Raw genomic sequence first — 15794 nt, 5'->3', positions numbered from 1 at the left:
TAGACCGTTCGTGCCCATCTTTATGACGCCTGGTTAGGTCACAGCGAGAAACATGCCAAGGTGGACGCAGAAAACGGCGGACGAAAAAAAGCCCGGCAGATGCCGGGCGGGAAAGGGGGCGTGAGATCGATCAGGCGCTGGTGCGGATCAGGTGATCGAAGGCGGCCAGGGAGGCCTTGGCGCCTTCGCCCAGGGCGATGACGATCTGCTTGTAGGGCACGGTGGTGACGTCGCCTGCGGCGAAAACGCCGGGCAGGGAGGTCTGGCAGCGGGCGTCCACTTCGATTTCGCCGCGCGGCGACAGCTCGACGGTACCCTTGAGCCAGTCGGTATTGGGCACCAGGCCGATCTGCACGAAGACGCCTTCCAGTTCGAGGTGGTGGAACTCGCTGGAGTTGCGATCCTTGTAGACCAGGCCGTTGACCTTCTGGCCGTCGCCCTTGACTTCGCTGGTGAGGGCGCTGGTGATGACGGTCACGTTGGGCAGGCTGAACAGCTTGCGCTGCAGCACGGCGTCGGCACGCAGCTGGCCGTCGTACTCGATCAGGGTGACCTGGGCGACGATGCCGGCGAGGTCGATGGCCGCCTCGACACCCGAGTTGCCGCCACCAATCACGGCGACGCGCTTGCCCTTGAACAGGGGGCCATCGCAGTGCGGGCAGTAGGCCACGCCGCGGTTGCGGTATTCCCGCTCACCGGGGACGTTCATCTCGCGCCAGCGAGCGCCGGTGGCCAGGATCAGCGTCTTGGCCTTGAGCGAGCCGCCATCGGTGAAGCGGACTTCGTGCAGGCCGCCGGCTTCGTGGGCCGGAATCAGCTGCTCGGCGCGCTGCAGGTTCATGATGTCGACTTCGTACTGCTTGACGTGCTCTTCCAGCGCCATGGCCAGCTTCGGCCCTTCGGTCTCCTTGATGGAGATGAAGTTCTCGATGGCCAGGGTGTCCAGTACCTGGCCGCCGAAACGCTCGGCGGCGACGCCGGTACGGATGCCCTTGCGTGCGGCATAGACGGCAGCGGCCGCGCCAGCCGGGCCACCCCCGATGACCAGGACGTCGAAGGCGTCCTTGGCATTGAGCTTGTCGGCGGAGCGAGCGGCGGCGCCGGTGTCGAGCTTGGCGACGATCTCTTCCAGACCCATGCGGCCTTGGCCGAAGGGTTCGCCGTTCAGGTAGACGCTGGGCACGGCCATGATCTGGCGGCGCTCGACCTCGTCCTGGAACAGGGCGCCGTCGACGGCGACGTGCTTGACCCGGGGATTGAGCACGGCCATGAGGTTCAGGGCCTGCACCACGTCCGGGCAGTTCTGGCAGGAGAGGGAGAAATAGGTTTCGAACTGGTAGTCGCCGTCGAGCGCCTTGACCTGCTCGATGACGTCCTGGCTGGCCTTGGACGGATGACCGCCCACCTGCAGCAGGGCCAGTACCAGGGAGGTGAATTCGTGGCCCATGGGCAGACCGGCGAAGCGCAGGTCGATGTTCTGACCGGGGGTCAGCAGGGCGAAGGAGGGGCGACGGGCATCGGTGCCGTCGGTGCTGAGGCTGACCTGATCGGACAGGCTGGCGATATCCTGCAGCAGGCTGTGCATTTCACGGGACTTCGCGCCATCGTCGAGGGACGCGACGATCTCGATGGGGCGCGTGACGCGTTCGAGGTAGGTCTTGAGCTGGGCTTTCAGATTGGCGTCCAACATGGCGACGTGGCTTCCGTAAAAAATGGGCAAAAAAAGAGCGCGCGGGCAAGGCGCCCGGGCGCTCGGGCTAGATCAGGCGGGTGTTAGATCTTGCCGACCAGGTCCAGCGAGGGGGTCAGGGTCGCTTCGCCTTCTTTCCACTTGGCGGGGCAGACTTCGCCCGGGTGGTTGGCGACGTACTGGGCGGCGCGGACCTTGCGCAGCAGTTCGCTGGCGTCACGGCCGATGCCGTTGTCGTGGATTTCGCACAGCTTGATCTGGCCTTCCGGGTTGATCAGGAAGGTGCCGCGCAGGGCCAGGCCTTCTTCTTCGATCAGCACTTCGAAGTTGCGTGCCAGGCGAGCAGTGGGATCGCCTACCAGCGGGTAGTTGACCTTCTTGATGGCTTCCGAGGTGTCGTGCCAGGCCTTGTGCGCGAAGTGGGTGTCGCAGGACACGCCGTAGATCTCCACGCCCAGCTTCTGGAACTCGGGGTACAGGTCAGCAAGGTCTTCCAGCTCGGTGGGGCACACGAAGGTGAAGTCGGCCGGGTAGAACACGATGGCGGACCACTTGCCCTTCAGATCGGCCTCGGTCACCTGGACGAATTTGCCGTTGTGGTAGGCGGTCGCGGTGAAAGGCTTCACTTCGGTGTTGATCAGGGACATTGATGACTCCTTGATGGGTTTAAGTCAGGGTTGAAATCGATAGGACGCATACTAATCGCATTTTGACGATTCACCTCATTGTTAAAGGCGATGTCGGCGATTGGGCGTCTCTATCGGATACTACAGGTATTTAATAAAATCAGCGGCTTAGCTCGGCTCAGGCCGGGCCCAGCGCCTTGGTCGTGGCCGGATGCTGACCCCATTCGCTCCAGGAGCCGTCGTAGAGCCGACCATCCGGCAGGCCGGCGACGCTCAAGGCGAGCAGCAGGACCGCGGCGGTGACGCCACTGCCGCAACTGGTGATCACCGGATGTAGGCCGTCGATGCCCAGGGCCTGGAAGCGCTGGCGCAACTCCTGGGGTGGCAGCAGGGTGCCATCTTCTGTCAGCAGGCTGTCGTAGGGCAGATTCTGGCTGCCGGGCATATGACCTGAGGCGACGCCCGGGCGCGGCTCCGCTACCTCGCCGGTGAAGCGCTTGGCGCCACGCGCGTCGAGCACCTGGGTCTGGCCCACGCTGAGCGCGGTCTGCACATCGCCCAGGCCGCAGAGCAGGCGATTGTTGAAGATGACGGGGTAGGGCGGCTGCGGGTTGGGCAGGTTTTCACCGGTCTCCAGCGGCAGGCCCTGTTCACGCCAGAGCGGCAGGCCGCCATCGAGCACCATCACCTGGTCATGGCCGAACAGGCGGAACAGCCACCAGGCCCGGGCGGCGGAGAACAGGCCCTTCTGGTCGTAGACGACCAGGGTGGTCTCCGGGGTGACGCCCAGTTCGCCAGCCAGGCGGGCGAAGCGTCCCGCGCTGGGGACCATGTGCGGCAGCGCGGTGTCCGGATCGGAGAAGTGTTCGATATCGAAGCGCAGGGCGCCGGGGATGTGCTGCTGCCGATAGGTCTCGTCGGCGATCTGGGGTTCGTTGGGCAGGTAGAGACTGGCATCGAGGATCAGCAGATCCGGACGGCCGAGTTGCTCCTGCAGCCAGGCAGCGGTGACCAGCGGGGAGGCGATCATGGGTGGCGCTCCTTGATGGGCAAAGGACGACAGCTTACCGCGCCCGGCGCGACGTGGGCTGTCAGGGATCGGCGGATACTTTATCCTCGTCAGCCTGGCAACTGGATAGATGACTTATGAGCGAACTTAACGGGCAATCCACGGGCGGCAACGACTGGCAACTCGGGCGCATCGTCGGGGAACTGCATGAGGCGCGCAGCCAATGGCGCGAGACCCATGGGCGTTTCCGCGAGTTCAGCGGCCGCGAGCTGCCCTCGCGCAGCGTCATGGCCAGCGTGATCGAATCCCTCAGCGGCGCGCTCTTTCCGCTGCGCCTGGGGCCGGATCAGCTGCGCCAGGAAAGCGAGGACTTCTATGTCGGTTTCGAACTGGAGCGGGCGCTCAATGCCCTGGTGATCCAGGCGAAGCTGGAACTGGACTATTTCGCCAAGCAGCGTGGCGAGAACGGCGTCAATCGTGCCGACGAGGCCCGTCGGCTGGTGCAGGCCTTCGCCCTGGCGCTGCCGGATCTGCGGCGGCTGCTGGATACCGACGTGATCGCCGCCTACCAGGGCGATCCCGCCGCGCGCAGCGTGGACGAGGTGCTGCTCTGCTACCCGGGCATCTACGCCATGATCCATCACCGCATCGCCCATCACTTCTATCGCAGCGGCCTGCCGTTGCTGGCGCGGATGGTCAGCGAGCGGGCGCACTCGGCGACCGGGATCGACATCCACCCGGGTGCCCAGATCGGCGAGGGCTTCTTCATCGACCATGGCACCGGTGTGGTGATCGGCGAGACCTGCATCATCGGCGACCGGGTACGCATCTACCAGGCGGTGACCCTGGGCGCCAAGCGCTTCCCGGCCGATGCCGAGGGCAACCTCAAGAAGGGCCACCCGCGCCATCCGATCGTCGAGGACGATGTGGTGATCTATGCCGGGGCGACCATCCTCGGGCGCATCACCATCGGCCAGGGCTCGACCATAGGCGGCAACGTCTGGCTGACCCATGGCGTGCCGGCCAACAGCAACGTCAGCCAGGCCAGCCTGCAGGGCTGCGCCGGTCTGGCTCAGGAGTAGTCGGCGGCGCTGTCACGGACGAACTTGGCCAGGAAGCGCCGGGTGCGTTCTTCACGCGGCCGATTGAACAACTCGGCCGCCGGACCCTGTTCGACGATGCGGCCGCCGTCCATGAACAGCACCCGGTGGGCGACGTCACGCGCGAAGGCCATCTCGTGGGTGACGATGACCAGGGTACGACCCTCCTGGGCCAGCCCGCGAATGGTCTCCAGCACCTCGCCGACCCGCTCGGGATCCAGCGCCGAGGTGGGTTCGTCGAAGAGGATGGCCTGGGGACGCATGGCCAGTGCCCGGGCGATGGCGACCCGCTGCTGCTGGCCGCCCGATAGCTGTCCGGGATAGCTATCGGCCTTGTCGGCCAAGCCGACCTTGGCCAGCCATTCACGGCCCTGGGCGATGGCCGTGTCGCGCGCCTCGCCCTGGACGATGATGGGGCCCTCGATCACGTTCTCCAGCGCGGTGCGATGGGGAAACAGATTGAAGTTCTGGAAGACGAAGCCCATGCGCTGGCGCAGCTGGCGGATGGCGTGCTGCTGGCCCTTGAGCGGTCGGCTGGCGTCGATGCGCAGGTCGCCCAGGCGGATGCTGCCGGCCTCCGGGGTCTCCAGCAGATTGAGGCAGCGCAGCAGGGTGGTCTTGCCCGAACCGCTGGGGCCGATGATCGCGACCACCTCGCCCTGGGCCACCTCGAGGTCGATGGACTGCAGCACTGTCTGCTGCCGGAAGGACTTGGACAGCCCCTGCACCTCGATCATGACTGACCTCGTTCGTTGATGTGGCGCCCGTAGTGCCGTTCGAGGCGGTTCTGCAGGGTGGACAGCAGGCTGGCCAGGACCCAGTAGAGCAGTGCCGCGGCCAGGTAGAGGCTGAAGATCTCGAAGGTGCGGGCGGTGATCAGCTGGGCCTGGCGGAACAGCTCCGGCACCTGGATGGTGGCCGCCAGCGAGGTGTCCTTGACCAGCGAGATGAAGCTGTTGCCCAGTGGCGGCAGGGCGATGCGCAGCGCCTGGGGCAGGATGGCGCGCCTCAGGGTCTGCAGCGGCGTCATGCCGATGCTGGCGGCGGCTTCCCACTGACCGCGGTCGATGGCGCCGATGGCCGAGCGGATGATCTCCGCGGTGTAGGCGGCCATGTTCAGCGAAAAGCCGATCAGGGCGGCCGGCAGCGGATCGAGCTGCAGGCCCAGTTCGGGCAGGCCGTAGTAGATGACGAACAGCTGCACCAGCAGCGGCGTACCCCGGAAGAACGAGATGTACAGCCGCGCCAGGCTACGCAGCGGCAGGCTCGGCGAGCGGCGCAGCAGGGCCAGGCCGAAGCCCAGCAGCAGGCCGAAGAACATGCCGCCGAGGCTCAGGACCACGGTCCAGATCGCGCCCTTCAGCAGGAAGGGCAGCGAATCGAGCAGGAGCTGTAGCGTGTCGCTCATTGGGTGACGTCGGCCTTGAACCACTTCTCGGAGATCTTGGCCAGGGTGCCATCGGCGCGCAGCTTGGCGATGGCCTGGTCGACCGCGGCATGGAATTGCGGATCACCCTTGCGTTCGGCGATGCCCGACTCCTGGCGGCTGAAGGGCTCACCGGCCAGGGCCAGCTTGTCCTTGGTCTTGGACAGCAGTTCCAGGGCGGCCAGGCGGTCGACGAGGATGGCGTCGATGCGGCCGACGCGCAGATCCTGGTACTTGGTGGGATCGTCTTCGTAGGTGCGCACGTCCGCCTTGGGTACGTTCTGGCGCAGCCATTGCTCGTAGTTGGTGCCCAGGCCGACGCCGACCTTCTTGCCGGCGAGGTCGGCGGCGGTCTTGATGCTGTCGACGTCGTCCTTGCGCACCAGGGCCTGGATGCCGGAGACGGTGTAGGGGGTGGAGAAATCGTATTTCTTCTTGCGCTCGTCGCTGATGGTGACCTGGTTGATCACCACGTCCAGACGCCGGGATTCCAGGGCGGCGAGCAGGCCATCCCATTTGCCGGGCTGGATCTTGGCGTCGACACCCAGTTCCTTGGCCAGGGCCTTGGCGAAGTCCACTTCGAAGCCGGTCAGCTGGCCCTGTTCGTTCTGGAAGCTGAAGGGCGGATAGGTGCCCTCCAGGCCGACGATCAGTTCGCCGCGCTGCTTGACGGTCTGCAGGAGGTCTTCGGCCTGGGCGGTGGCCTGGTGGGCCAGGCCCAGGGCGAGCAACAGGGCGGCGCTACGGAGCAGACGCTGGGGGAGGGGTTTGCGCATGGAAGAGATCCTTGTGGTTATGAGGGTGCGCCACTATGAGGGTGTCTGTTCTGACATCCCAAGTCCGAAAACTGCTGACGTTATGCCATCGTCCTGTGGCTTGGCTAGCCGATCACGCCAACCAGTCGCCATAGGCGAAGGTGCCCGGGGCGCCGCCGGTGTGCAGGAATACCAGGGGGCCGGGTGGGAGGTCCCCGCTGGCGACCATATCCAGCAGGCCCGCCATGGCCTTGCCGGTGTAGACCGGGTCCAGCACCAGGCCTTCGAGCCGGCCCAGGCGGCGGATGGCGGCCAGGGTGGCGGGATTGGGCTCGCCATAGCGCGGGCCGAAGTAGCCGTCACGCAGGAGCGGAGGATTCTCGGGTAGAGCGACGCCCAGCAACTCGGCCAACTGCTGCCGCAGCAGGGCGACCCTGGGCAGCTGCTCGGCCTGGGTGCGGGAAACGGTGACGCCGACTACCGGCAGCTCTGGCCGCAGATGATGAAGGGCCAGGTCCAGCCCGGCCTGGGTGCCGGCACTGCCGGAGGCGAGGATGACGGCTGCGGGTTGCAACTGTAGTTCGTGCAGCTGAGCGTCAAGTTCCAAGGCCGCACGGACGTAGCCGAGGGCGCCCAGGGCGCTGGAGCCGCCAATGGGGATCACCCAGGGCTTGCGCCCTTGCTGGCGTAGGCGCTCGGCTTCGGCTTCCAGCTGCCGCAACGGATCATCGAGCGCCGCGACGGCTCTGATCTCGGCGCCGAAGAGTTCGAGCAGGAGGCGGTTGCCGCCGTGCAGGTAGCCGGGGTCCGCGGTGGCGATGGGGTTTTCCAGCAGGGCGACGCAGGCCAGGCCCTGTTGCGCGGCGACGGCGGCGGTCTGGCGCACATGGTTGGACTGGATGGCGCCGGCGGTCACCAGGGTGTCGGCGCCGGCGGCCAGCGCCGCGGCGACCAGGTATTCCAGCTTGCGCACCTTGTTGCCGCCCAGGGCCAGGCTGGTGGTGTCGTCGCGCTTGCAGTAGACCGGCCGGCCCAGCTCCGCCGACAGCCGCGGCAGGACCTCCAGCGGGGTCACCGAGGGTTGCAGCGTCAGGCGCGGAAAGCGGGCGAGGGCGGCGGCGAGCATGGCGGAACCCAAGGCAATTGAAGGGGGCATCACTCTAGGGCCAAGCCGCGCCTGGCGGCAATCCTGCCCTCAGGCGAGGTCCGGACGCCGCGCCCAGGCCTGGGGCACCAGCGAACGCAGCAGCACGCCATAGAGCGGAACGAAGAGCAGCAGGCTGACCGTCAGCTTGACGCCGTAGTCGACCAGGGCGATCTCCGGCCAGTGACTGGCCATGAAGGGGTTGTCGCTGCGCCAGAAGGCGATGGAAAAGAAGGCCAGGGTGTCCAGGGCGTTGCCGAACAGGGTCGAGACCGTGGGCGCCAGCCACCAGTGGCGCGAGCGCCGCAGGCGGTCGAACACCTGGATGTCGAGCAGCTGCCCGAGCACATAGGCGCAGAAGCTGGCGAGGGAGATGCGCAGCACGAAGACGTTGACCGCGGCCAGCGCCGCCCAGCCCTGGAAACTGCCGTCCTGGAACAGCACCGAGACCCCATAGGAAACCGCCAGGGCCGGAATCATCACCCGGGCGATCACCTGGCGGGCGGGCGCCTTGCCCATCAGCCGCACGGTGAGGTCGGTGGCGAGAAAGATGAAGGGGAAGCTGAAGGCGCCCCAGGTGGTGTGCCAGCCGAACAGTTGCAGCGGTAACTGCACCAGGTAGTTGCTGGCGATGATGATGAGGACGTGGAAAGCGACCAGCGCGGCGACCGCCGTGCGGCGCGCGGAATCGAGACGTGCGAGCATGAGTGGGCCTTTTTGAAGGTACCTGGGGTGAGGGAACCCAGGCCCCGGGATCCGGGGCGGCGCCATCCTAGCCCAAAGCCGAGGCCTATCACCAGTGATTGGCTGCAGGCGGCGCCCGGCGGGTGGGAGCGGCTCTTCCTGAGCGCTCCCTGGGAAGGTGAACCGCCTCAAGCGGCCGGCTTGAGTACCACCTTGGTCCAGCCATCATCCCGCGCATCGAAATGGCGATAGGCGTCCGGCGCCTCGGCCAGGCTCAGGCGATGGGAGATGATCTGCGAGGGTCGCGCCTTGCCCGCATGGATCAGCCGCGCCAGCTCGCGGTTGTAGTTCTTGACGTTGGCCTGGCCGGTGCGGATCTGCTGGCCCTTGAACCAGAAGTTGCCGAAGTCGAAGGCCATCTTGCCTTGCTTGGCCAGGTCGTTCCGGCCACCCGGGTCCTGGGGCACGAACACCCCGACCACCCCGATACCACCGGTGGCGCGGGTCGAGGCCACCAGGTTGTTCATGGTGAGGTGATTGGCTTCGTGCCCGTGGTGATCGCAGCACTGGTAGCCGACGCACTCGCAGCCGCGATCGGTCCCGCGCCCCCCTGGGTGAGGTTGAGCAGTTGCTCCACGGCATCGCCTTCCTTGGCGTGGATGGCCTTGGCGCCGAGCTTTTCCGCCAGTCCCAGGCGATCCGGCTGGTCGTCGACCACATAGACCTCGGAGGCGCCAAGGATCATGGCGGAGTGGGCAGCCATGAGGCCGACCGGACCCGCGCCATAGATGGCGATGGATTCGCCCGGGCGCAGACCGGCCAGCTCGGTGGCATGCCAGCCGGTGGGAAAGATGTCGGACAGCATCACGTAGTCGTCTTCGCGTTCCGCGGCATCTTCGGGCAGTACCAGGCAGTTGAAGTCGGCGTAGGGCACCCGCAGCAACTCCGCCTGGCCACCCTGGTAGGGGCCCATGTCGGCGAAGCCGTAGGCCGCACCGGCGACGCCCGGGTTGGCGGTGAGACAGAAACCGGTCAGCCCGCGCTCGCAGTTCTCGCAGAATCCGCAGCCGATGTTGAAGGGCAGGCAGACCCGGTCGCCAACCTTGATGCGATCGACGCCGAGACCGACCTCGACCACCTCGCCGAGATTCTCATGGCCGAAGACCCGGCCACTTTCGAAGCTGGTGCGGCCTTCGTACATGTGCAGGTCGGAACCGCAGATGTTGGTGGTGGTGATCCTGACGAGGACGTCGGTGGGTTTTTCGATGCGGGCATCGGCTACGTTCTTGACCGCGACGTCGCGTGGGCCCTGGTAAACCACAGCTTTCATGATGTGCACTCCGGAGTGTCGCGTCGGTCCTCTACGGGCACCCGCTTGGGTAGATGGGCGTCTTCCCTAGCAGCGAGCAGCCTGGGCTGTCGCCTCAAGGGGAGGGCATCGGCAGGCGGACGATAGTTCAAATCGTCAGACGAGTTGGGCTGCGCTTGGGAGTCCTGCTAACGTTGCGGTTTCAACCGCGAAAGAGGCTTGCCATGCACTATCGATCCTTGGGCCGTACCGAGCTGAAGGTGAGCGCCATTTCCCTGGGTACCATGACCTGGGGCGAGCAGAACACCGAGGCAGAAGCCTTCGAGCAGATCCGGGTCGCCAAGGCGGCCGGCGTCAACCTGCTGGATACCGCCGAGATGTACCCGGTGCCGCCGCGCGCCGAGACCTATACCCGCACCGAGACCATCATCGGCAACTATTTCCGCCAGCACGGCGATCGCGCCGACTGGGTACTGGCCAGCAAGGCGGCCGGCCCTGGCCGCGACATGGACTACATCCGCGACGGTGGCCTGGCCTTTACCAAGGCCAATCTCACCGCCGCGCTGGAGGCCAGTCTCAAGCGACTCAACACCGACTACCTGGATCTCTACCAGCTGCACTGGCCGGATCGGCGGACCAATTACTTCGGTCAGCTGGGCTATGTGCACAACGATGCCGACTTCACGCCCATCGAGGAGACCCTGGAGGCCCTCGACGATCTGGTGAAGGCAGGCAAGGTCCGCCATGTCGGCCTGTCCAACGAAACGCCCTGGGGCGTGCAGCGCTTCCTGCACCTGAGCGAGACCCGTGGCTGGCCGCGGGTGGTGTCGATCCAGAATCCCTATAATCTGCTCAACCGCAGCTTCGAAGTGGGCCTGGCCGAGCAGGCCATCCGCGAGCAGGTGGGGCTGCTGGCCTATTCGCCGCTGGCCTTCGGTGTGCTCGCGGGCAAGTACCTGAACGGCGCCCGTCCGGAAGGGGCGCGACTGACCCTGTTCGAACGCTTCCAGCGCTACAGCAATCCGCAGACGCAACGGGCTGCCCAGGCCTACGTCGAACTGGCCCGGGAGCGCGGTCTGGATCCGGCGCAGATGGCCCTGGCCTTCGTCACCAGTCGGCCCTTCGTCACCAGCAACATCATCGGCGCCACCTCGCTCGCCCAGCTGGAAAGCAATCTGGCGAGCAGCGAGCTGGTGCTGGACCAGGAAACCCTGGCCGCCATCGAAGCCATCCACGTCGGCCAGCCCAACCCGGCACCCTGATCGTCTGGTATCCGGCGCCCGGTACAGCCGCTGTACCGGGCGTTTCCTTGCGCCTGGCGAAAGGCGGCCGTGACCGACAGGGCAGGGACGCAAGGGCTGCTGTCCGCGACGCCTATTAAAACCGCCGCCCCAAGGGCCTAGAGTCGGTCGGACCTTTCACGCCTGCAGGTGTCCGTCATGACGTCGTACGAAATCGTGCTCCTGGGTGACCAGGACCCTTCCATCGTGGCCCACCAGGCAATACCCCAGGCCCTGGCGCTGACCGCCACGGCGCTGGGTGTCACGCTGCGGACACGCTGGCTGCCGACGGTCGAGGCCAATGGCGCCCTTGCCGACTGCGACGGCCTCTGGTGCGTCCCCGGGAGTCCCTATCGCCATCGCGAAGGGGTGCTGGCGACTCTACGCACGGCGCGCGAACAGCGGATTCCCTTTCTCGGGACCTGTGGCGGGCTGCAGTACGCGTTGCTGGAGTACGTCCAGTCCGTGCTGGGCTGGACGGACGCCGCCCACGGTGAAGACGATCCGTCGGCCAGCCGCGCGGTGCTCACGCCCCTGAGCTGCGCCCGCATCGAGGTGCAGAATCAACTCCGACTGCTGCCAGGGTCGCGCCTGGCGGAGGCGGCCGGCGCCAAACGGGTCGAGGCCACCTATCGCTGTCGCTTCGGGGTGAATCCCGCCTATCTGCCGGCTTTGCTCGACGCCGGCTGGCGCGTACTCGCCTGGGATGAAGAAGGACTACCCGCTGCCTTCGAACTGACAACCCATCCCTGTTATTTCGGCACCCTCTATCAGCCGGAGCGCGAGGCGCTGGCCGGCCGGGTTCCCGCGGTGGTGCGCGCCTGGCTGGAGGCGATGATCGCCGCTCGGAGCGTGCTGCCATGAAGCGGCCGGAATTGCCCGAGGACTGTGTGGTGATCGCCTTCGTCTCGCAACGCGCCGACGACGATCCCGACTATGAGGCCATGGCGGCGCGCATGGTGGAGCTGGCGCAGGCGCAGCCAGGCTTTCTGGGCATGGAATCGGTGCGGGACACCGATGGCCTCGGCATTACCCTGTCCTACTGGACCGATGAGGCCGCCGTCGCGGCCTGGGGCGCCCATCCGGAACATCGGCAGGCGCAGCGGCTGGGTCAGGCGCATTGGTATCGCTGGCATGACACCCGGGTCATGCGCCTGCTGTCGACCCGCTCCGGCCCTGGCGTCACTCCAGGCGGATCGCGCCCAGGGCCGGGGTGACACGGATCCAGCCGATGCGGCTGTCTTCGCCGATCAGCATGACCTTCTTCCAGGGGCGAAAGGGGGCGCTGTCCAGAACCAGGATGCGATCGCCCGGTTTGAGCATGGCGATCAGCTGGCGGTTGGCGACCACGCTGCGCTCCGGCATGGCGGGATACTGCATCAGCGGAATCTGGCCGCCGCGAATCTGCCAGGTCTCGCCGCTGGCGGCGTTGATGAAGGTCGGCAGCCGCGTCAGCAGGATGGCCAGCGCGAAGAACCCGATCAGCAGCAGGACGAGCCGCTGCGTCACGGTCCGGACGGCAACGATATCGGGTGACAGCTTGCCAAGCGAGGACATGGAGATGGCTCTGGGCGGCGGACGGTAGAGGCTCGATGCTACCGTCATGCGGCCAGTTGACATCATTCACATCCAGGAAAGGTCAACGGCTGCTCATTCGCCAGCGCCAGACTGTGAACGGCCGCAAAGCGGCCGACTAGAGAGGCGGGTTCAGGGAGCCAGCTGGCGGGTGACTTCCACGGCCTTGTCGAAGGACGGATAGCCACTCTTGGCCACCGCGAGCTCTCCGTAGGCGCTCTTGTAGGTCTGCGCCTGGATCGGGTCGGCCTCGGGCACCAGGAAGGGATCGGTATACATCCGATAGAGCAGGGCATAGGCCAGCGGATAGCGATGATCGGCGGAGGCGTTCAGCAATTCCAGGACGTCATCGGTCTGCGGGCCCTGCTTGATAGCGATCACCGCGCGATAGAACTCCACTTCGCCATCGGCACTGGTTCCACCATTGCGCAGCAGCAGGGCATCCGCGAGCTTGAGCTGTTCTTCGCTGCCACCCAGGACCAGCAGCTTGGCCTGCAAGAGGTCGTTCTGGCGCAGCAGGGTGGTCTGTTCCGCGCTGAGCGGCCGCGTGTCCGCCGCCTCGTGATGACCGCCCAGGGAGCAGCCGGCGAGGGAAACACACAGCAACGGGAGCATCCATTTCTTCATGTCGAGATCTATCCGCGGAGTCGTGACGCTGGTTCCAAACTTTGGACGATAGCAGTTCTTTGCGGCTTTGCGCAGAACCGGAAGGCAATCCTGGAGTCGTATCCGCACGTCCACAGAGCGCCCATGCCTGGCTATTTCCAGCGTCGCGCGCTTCGGGCATTGTATGCGACAAGCGGCTGGATAGACCGCCGTTCGTTTTGCCTTCACGTACAGATCAAAGGACTCCCATGATCACCAAATGTCTGTTTCCGGCAGCCGGCTATGGCACTCGTTTTCTCCCTGCGACCAAAGCCATGCCCAAGGAAATGCTGCCCATTGTGAACAAGCCGCTGGTGCAGTACGCCGTGGAGGAAGCTCTGGAGGCTGGCCTGCATCAGATCGGGATCGTTACCGGTCGTGGCAAGCGCTCGCTGGAAGACCACTTCGACATCAGCTATGAGCTGGAAAGCCAGATCAAGAACACCGACAAGGAAAAGTACCTGGTCGGCATTCGCAAGCTGATCGACAACTGCACCTTCTCCTACACCCGTCAGGTGGAGATGAAGGGCCTGGGCCACGCCATCCTGACCGGCCGCCCGCTGATCGGTGACGAGCCCTTCGCCGTGGTCCTGGCGGACGACCTCTGCCTGAACCTGGAAGGCGACAGCGTCCTCAAGCAGATGGTCAAGCTGTACAACCAGTTCCGCTGCTCCATCGTGGCCATCCAGGAAGTCCCGGCCAACGAGACCAACAAGTATGGCGTGATCGCTGGCGAGATGATCCGCGACGACATCTACCGCGTGAACAACATGGTCGAGAAGCCGAAGCCGGAAGACGCTCCTTCCAACCTGGCGATCATCGGCCGCTACATCCTGACCCCGGACATCTTCGACCTGATCGAGCAGACCGAGCCGGGCAAGGGTGGCGAGATCCAGATCACCGACGCCCTGATGAAGCAGGCGCAGGACGGTTGCGTTCTGGCCTACAAATTCAAGGGTCAGCGTTTCGACTGCGGCAGCGCGGAAGGCTTCGTCGAAGCCACCAACTTCTGCTTCGAGAACCTGTACAAGGCCCTCTAAGCCTGACGTGCAGTCGACAAGGCCACCTGCGGGTGGCCTTGTCGTTTCTGACGATTGGCCCCGGCGACCGTAGCCGGCGGCGGCTTGCGTTATGCTGACGCCAGCAGAAGCCAAGAGAGAGCTCCATGACGACCTATGATTTCGACCTCTTCGTGATCGGCGCTGGTTCGGGCGGGGTACGGGCCGCGCGCTTCGCGGCCGACTTCGGTGCCCGGGTGGCGGTGGCGGAAAGCCGTTACCTCGGCGGGACCTGTGTGAACGTGGGCTGCATGCCCAAGAAATACTTCATCTACGGCGCCTCCTTTCGCGATGAATTCCGCCAGGCCCGTGGCTATGGCTGGGATGCCGAGGTTCCGGCCTTCGACTGGAACACCCTGGTCGCCAGCAAAGACCACGAGATCCGCCGGCTGAACGGCATCTATCGGGCCTTGCTGGTCAACAGCGGGGTGACCTTGCTGGAAGCCCATGCCCGCATCCTCGATCCCCACACCGTCGAGGTGGAAGGCCAGCGCTATCGCTGCGAGCGCATCCTCATCGCCACCGGGGGCTGGCCGGACGTGCCGGACTTCCCCGGCCGCGAGCATGCCATCACCTCCAACGAGGCCTTCTACCTGCCGGAGCTGCCCAAGCGGGTGGTGGTGGTGGGGGGCGGCTACATTGCCGTGGAATTCGCCTCGATCTTCCAGGGGCTCGGCGCCAAGACGACCCTGCTGTATCGCCGGGAGCTGTTCCTGCGCGGCTTCGACCGGGGCGTGCGCGAGCACCTGCGCGACGAGATGCAGAAGCGCGGCCATGACCTGCAATTCAATGCCGATGTGGCGCGGATCGACAAGGCCGCCGATGGCAGCCTGCAGGTGACACTCAAGGACGGTCGGATGCTGGACGCCGATTGCGTCTTCTATGCCACCGGCCGCCGGCCGATGCTGGACGACCTGGGCCTGGAAAACACCGGTGTCGCCCTGGACGACCGGGGCTTCATCAAGGTCGGCGAGACCTTCCAGACCGCGGAGCCTTCGATCTACGCCATCGGCGACGTCATCGGCCGGGTGCAGCTGACCCCGGTGGCCCTGGCCGAGGGCATGACCCTGGCGCGCCATCTGTTCAATCCCGACAGCTATCGCCCGCTGAACTACGACCTGATCGCCAGCGCGGTCTTCAGCCTGCCCAATCTGGCGAGCATCGGCCTGAGCGAAGAAGAGGCGCGTGAGCGTGGCCATCGGCTGAAGATCTTCCAGAGCAGCTTCCGGCCGACCAAGCTCAGCCTGACCGATGTCCAGGAGCGCACCCTGATGAAGCTGGTGGTGGATGCCGACAGCGACCAGGTGCTGGGCTGCCACATGGTGGGCCCCGATGCCGGCGAGCAGGTCCAGTGCCTGGCCATCGCCCTCAAGGCGGGCGCGACCAAGGCCTGCTTCGACGATACCCTGGGCATCCATCCCACTGCCGCGGAAGAGTGGGTCACCATGCGCAAGCCGGTTCGCGAGGACGAGGCGCGCTAGCCGGACGCCTCG

General features: G+C 65.8%; 16 protein-coding genes and 1 pseudogene. 6 read left to right on the top strand and 11 right to left on the bottom strand.

Annotation, left to right across the window (positions count from 1 at the left end):
• Positions 1-130 precede the first annotated feature (130 nt).
• The 3 genes from ahpF to sseA all read right to left on the bottom strand — a co-directional run bounded on the left by ahpF (position 131) and on the right by sseA (position 3346).
• Entirely contained in the window at positions 131-1690 is a 1560-nt protein-coding gene (gene ahpF, locus DBY63_RS10105) for an alkyl hydroperoxide reductase subunit F (protein ID WP_108581823.1), read from the bottom strand.
• Positions 1691-1773: 83 nt separating this feature from the next.
• Entirely contained in the window at positions 1774-2337 is a 564-nt protein-coding gene (ahpC, locus tag DBY63_RS10100) for an alkyl hydroperoxide reductase subunit C (RefSeq protein ID WP_007161854.1), read from the bottom strand.
• Positions 2338-2494: 157 nt separating this feature from the next.
• Positions 2495-3346 (bottom strand): 3-mercaptopyruvate sulfurtransferase, encoded by an 852-nt coding sequence (gene sseA / locus DBY63_RS10095; protein WP_042134375.1) that lies wholly within the window; start codon positions 3344-3346, stop codon positions 2495-2497.
• Between the two features lie 116 nt (positions 3347-3462).
• On the opposite strand from sseA, the gene epsC reads away from it, so the two are divergent.
• Positions 3463-4407 (top strand): serine O-acetyltransferase EpsC, encoded by a 945-nt coding sequence (epsC, locus tag DBY63_RS10090; protein ID WP_007161852.1) that lies wholly within the window; start codon positions 3463-3465, stop codon positions 4405-4407.
• Here the strand turns inward: epsC and tcyN are convergent.
• The 6 genes and pseudogenes from tcyN to DBY63_RS10060 form a co-directional block, all read right to left on the bottom strand.
• Positions 4398-5162, bottom strand: a complete 765-nt coding sequence (gene tcyN, locus DBY63_RS10085) for an L-cystine ABC transporter ATP-binding protein TcyN (protein WP_108581822.1) — start codon at positions 5160-5162, stop codon at positions 4398-4400. The two genes, epsC and tcyN, sit on opposite strands and share 10 nt — an antisense overlap.
• Complete coding sequence (gene tcyL / locus DBY63_RS10080) at positions 5159-5833, bottom strand: cystine ABC transporter permease (RefSeq protein WP_027599207.1); 675 nt, start codon at positions 5831-5833, stop codon at positions 5159-5161. Before tcyL ends, tcyN begins: the two co-directional genes overlap by 4 nt.
• Positions 5830-6627 carry a cystine ABC transporter substrate-binding protein gene (tcyJ, locus tag DBY63_RS10075; protein WP_074583605.1) on the bottom strand — a complete coding sequence of 266 codons (798 nt, stop codon included), beginning with the start codon at positions 6625-6627 and terminating at the stop codon, positions 5830-5832. Before tcyJ ends, tcyL begins: the two co-directional genes overlap by 4 nt.
• 112 nt (positions 6628-6739) lie before the next feature.
• Positions 6740-7732 carry a D-cysteine desulfhydrase gene (locus tag DBY63_RS10070; protein WP_108581821.1) on the bottom strand — a complete coding sequence of 331 codons (993 nt, stop codon included), beginning with the start codon at positions 7730-7732 and terminating at the stop codon, positions 6740-6742.
• Between the two features lie 69 nt (positions 7733-7801).
• The gene (locus tag DBY63_RS10065) at positions 7802-8455 is read right to left on the bottom strand and encodes a 7-cyano-7-deazaguanine/7-aminomethyl-7-deazaguanine transporter (RefSeq protein ID WP_108581820.1); all 654 of its coding nucleotides are present in this window, start codon (positions 8453-8455) and stop codon (positions 7802-7804) included.
• Positions 8456-8622: 167 nt separating this feature from the next.
• A pseudogene (locus tag DBY63_RS10060) lies at positions 8623-9764 on the bottom strand (glutathione-independent formaldehyde dehydrogenase).
• Between the two features lie 203 nt (positions 9765-9967).
• Here DBY63_RS10060 and DBY63_RS10055 point away from each other — a divergent pair.
• The 3 genes from DBY63_RS10055 to DBY63_RS10045 all read left to right on the top strand — a co-directional run bounded on the left by DBY63_RS10055 (position 9968) and on the right by DBY63_RS10045 (position 12240).
• Complete coding sequence (locus DBY63_RS10055; RefSeq protein ID WP_108581819.1) at positions 9968-11005, top strand: NADP(H)-dependent aldo-keto reductase; 1038 nt, start codon at positions 9968-9970, stop codon at positions 11003-11005.
• Positions 11006-11182: 177 nt separating this feature from the next.
• A complete protein-coding gene (locus tag DBY63_RS10050) occupies positions 11183-11887 on the top strand; it encodes a gamma-glutamyl-gamma-aminobutyrate hydrolase family protein (RefSeq protein ID WP_074583610.1) in 705 nt (234 codons plus the stop codon).
• On the top strand, positions 11884-12240 hold the full coding sequence (locus DBY63_RS10045; RefSeq protein WP_108581818.1) for an antibiotic biosynthesis monooxygenase: 357 nt from the start codon (positions 11884-11886) through the stop codon (positions 12238-12240). Before DBY63_RS10050 ends, DBY63_RS10045 begins: the two co-directional genes overlap by 4 nt.
• Here the strand turns inward: DBY63_RS10045 and DBY63_RS10040 are convergent.
• On the bottom strand, positions 12206-12580 hold the full coding sequence (locus DBY63_RS10040) for a hypothetical protein (protein ID WP_007161842.1): 375 nt from the start codon (positions 12578-12580) through the stop codon (positions 12206-12208). The genes DBY63_RS10045 and DBY63_RS10040 overlap by 35 nt on opposite strands.
• Positions 12581-12730: 150 nt before the next feature.
• Positions 12731-13213, bottom strand: a complete 483-nt coding sequence (locus tag DBY63_RS10035; RefSeq protein WP_231501019.1) for a hypothetical protein — start codon at positions 13211-13213, stop codon at positions 12731-12733.
• Positions 13214-13452: 239 nt separating this feature from the next.
• On the opposite strand from DBY63_RS10035, the gene galU reads away from it, so the two are divergent.
• Both galU and gorA read left to right on the top strand, forming a co-directional pair.
• Complete coding sequence (gene galU / locus DBY63_RS10030) at positions 13453-14283, top strand: UTP--glucose-1-phosphate uridylyltransferase GalU (RefSeq protein WP_007161840.1); 831 nt, start codon at positions 13453-13455, stop codon at positions 14281-14283.
• Positions 14284-14408: 125 nt separating this feature from the next.
• Complete coding sequence (gorA, locus tag DBY63_RS10025; protein ID WP_108581817.1) at positions 14409-15782, top strand: glutathione-disulfide reductase; 1374 nt, start codon at positions 14409-14411, stop codon at positions 15780-15782.
• The last annotated feature ends 12 nt before the right edge of the window (positions 15783-15794 follow it).

Source organism: Pseudomonas sp. RIT411, assembly GCF_003057735.2.
Lineage (GTDB): Bacteria > Pseudomonadota > Gammaproteobacteria > Pseudomonadales > Pseudomonadaceae > Chryseomonas > Chryseomonas oryzihabitans.
The sequence above is the reverse complement of the archived record's forward strand: the minus strand, read 5'-3'. Positions and strand labels throughout refer to the sequence as shown.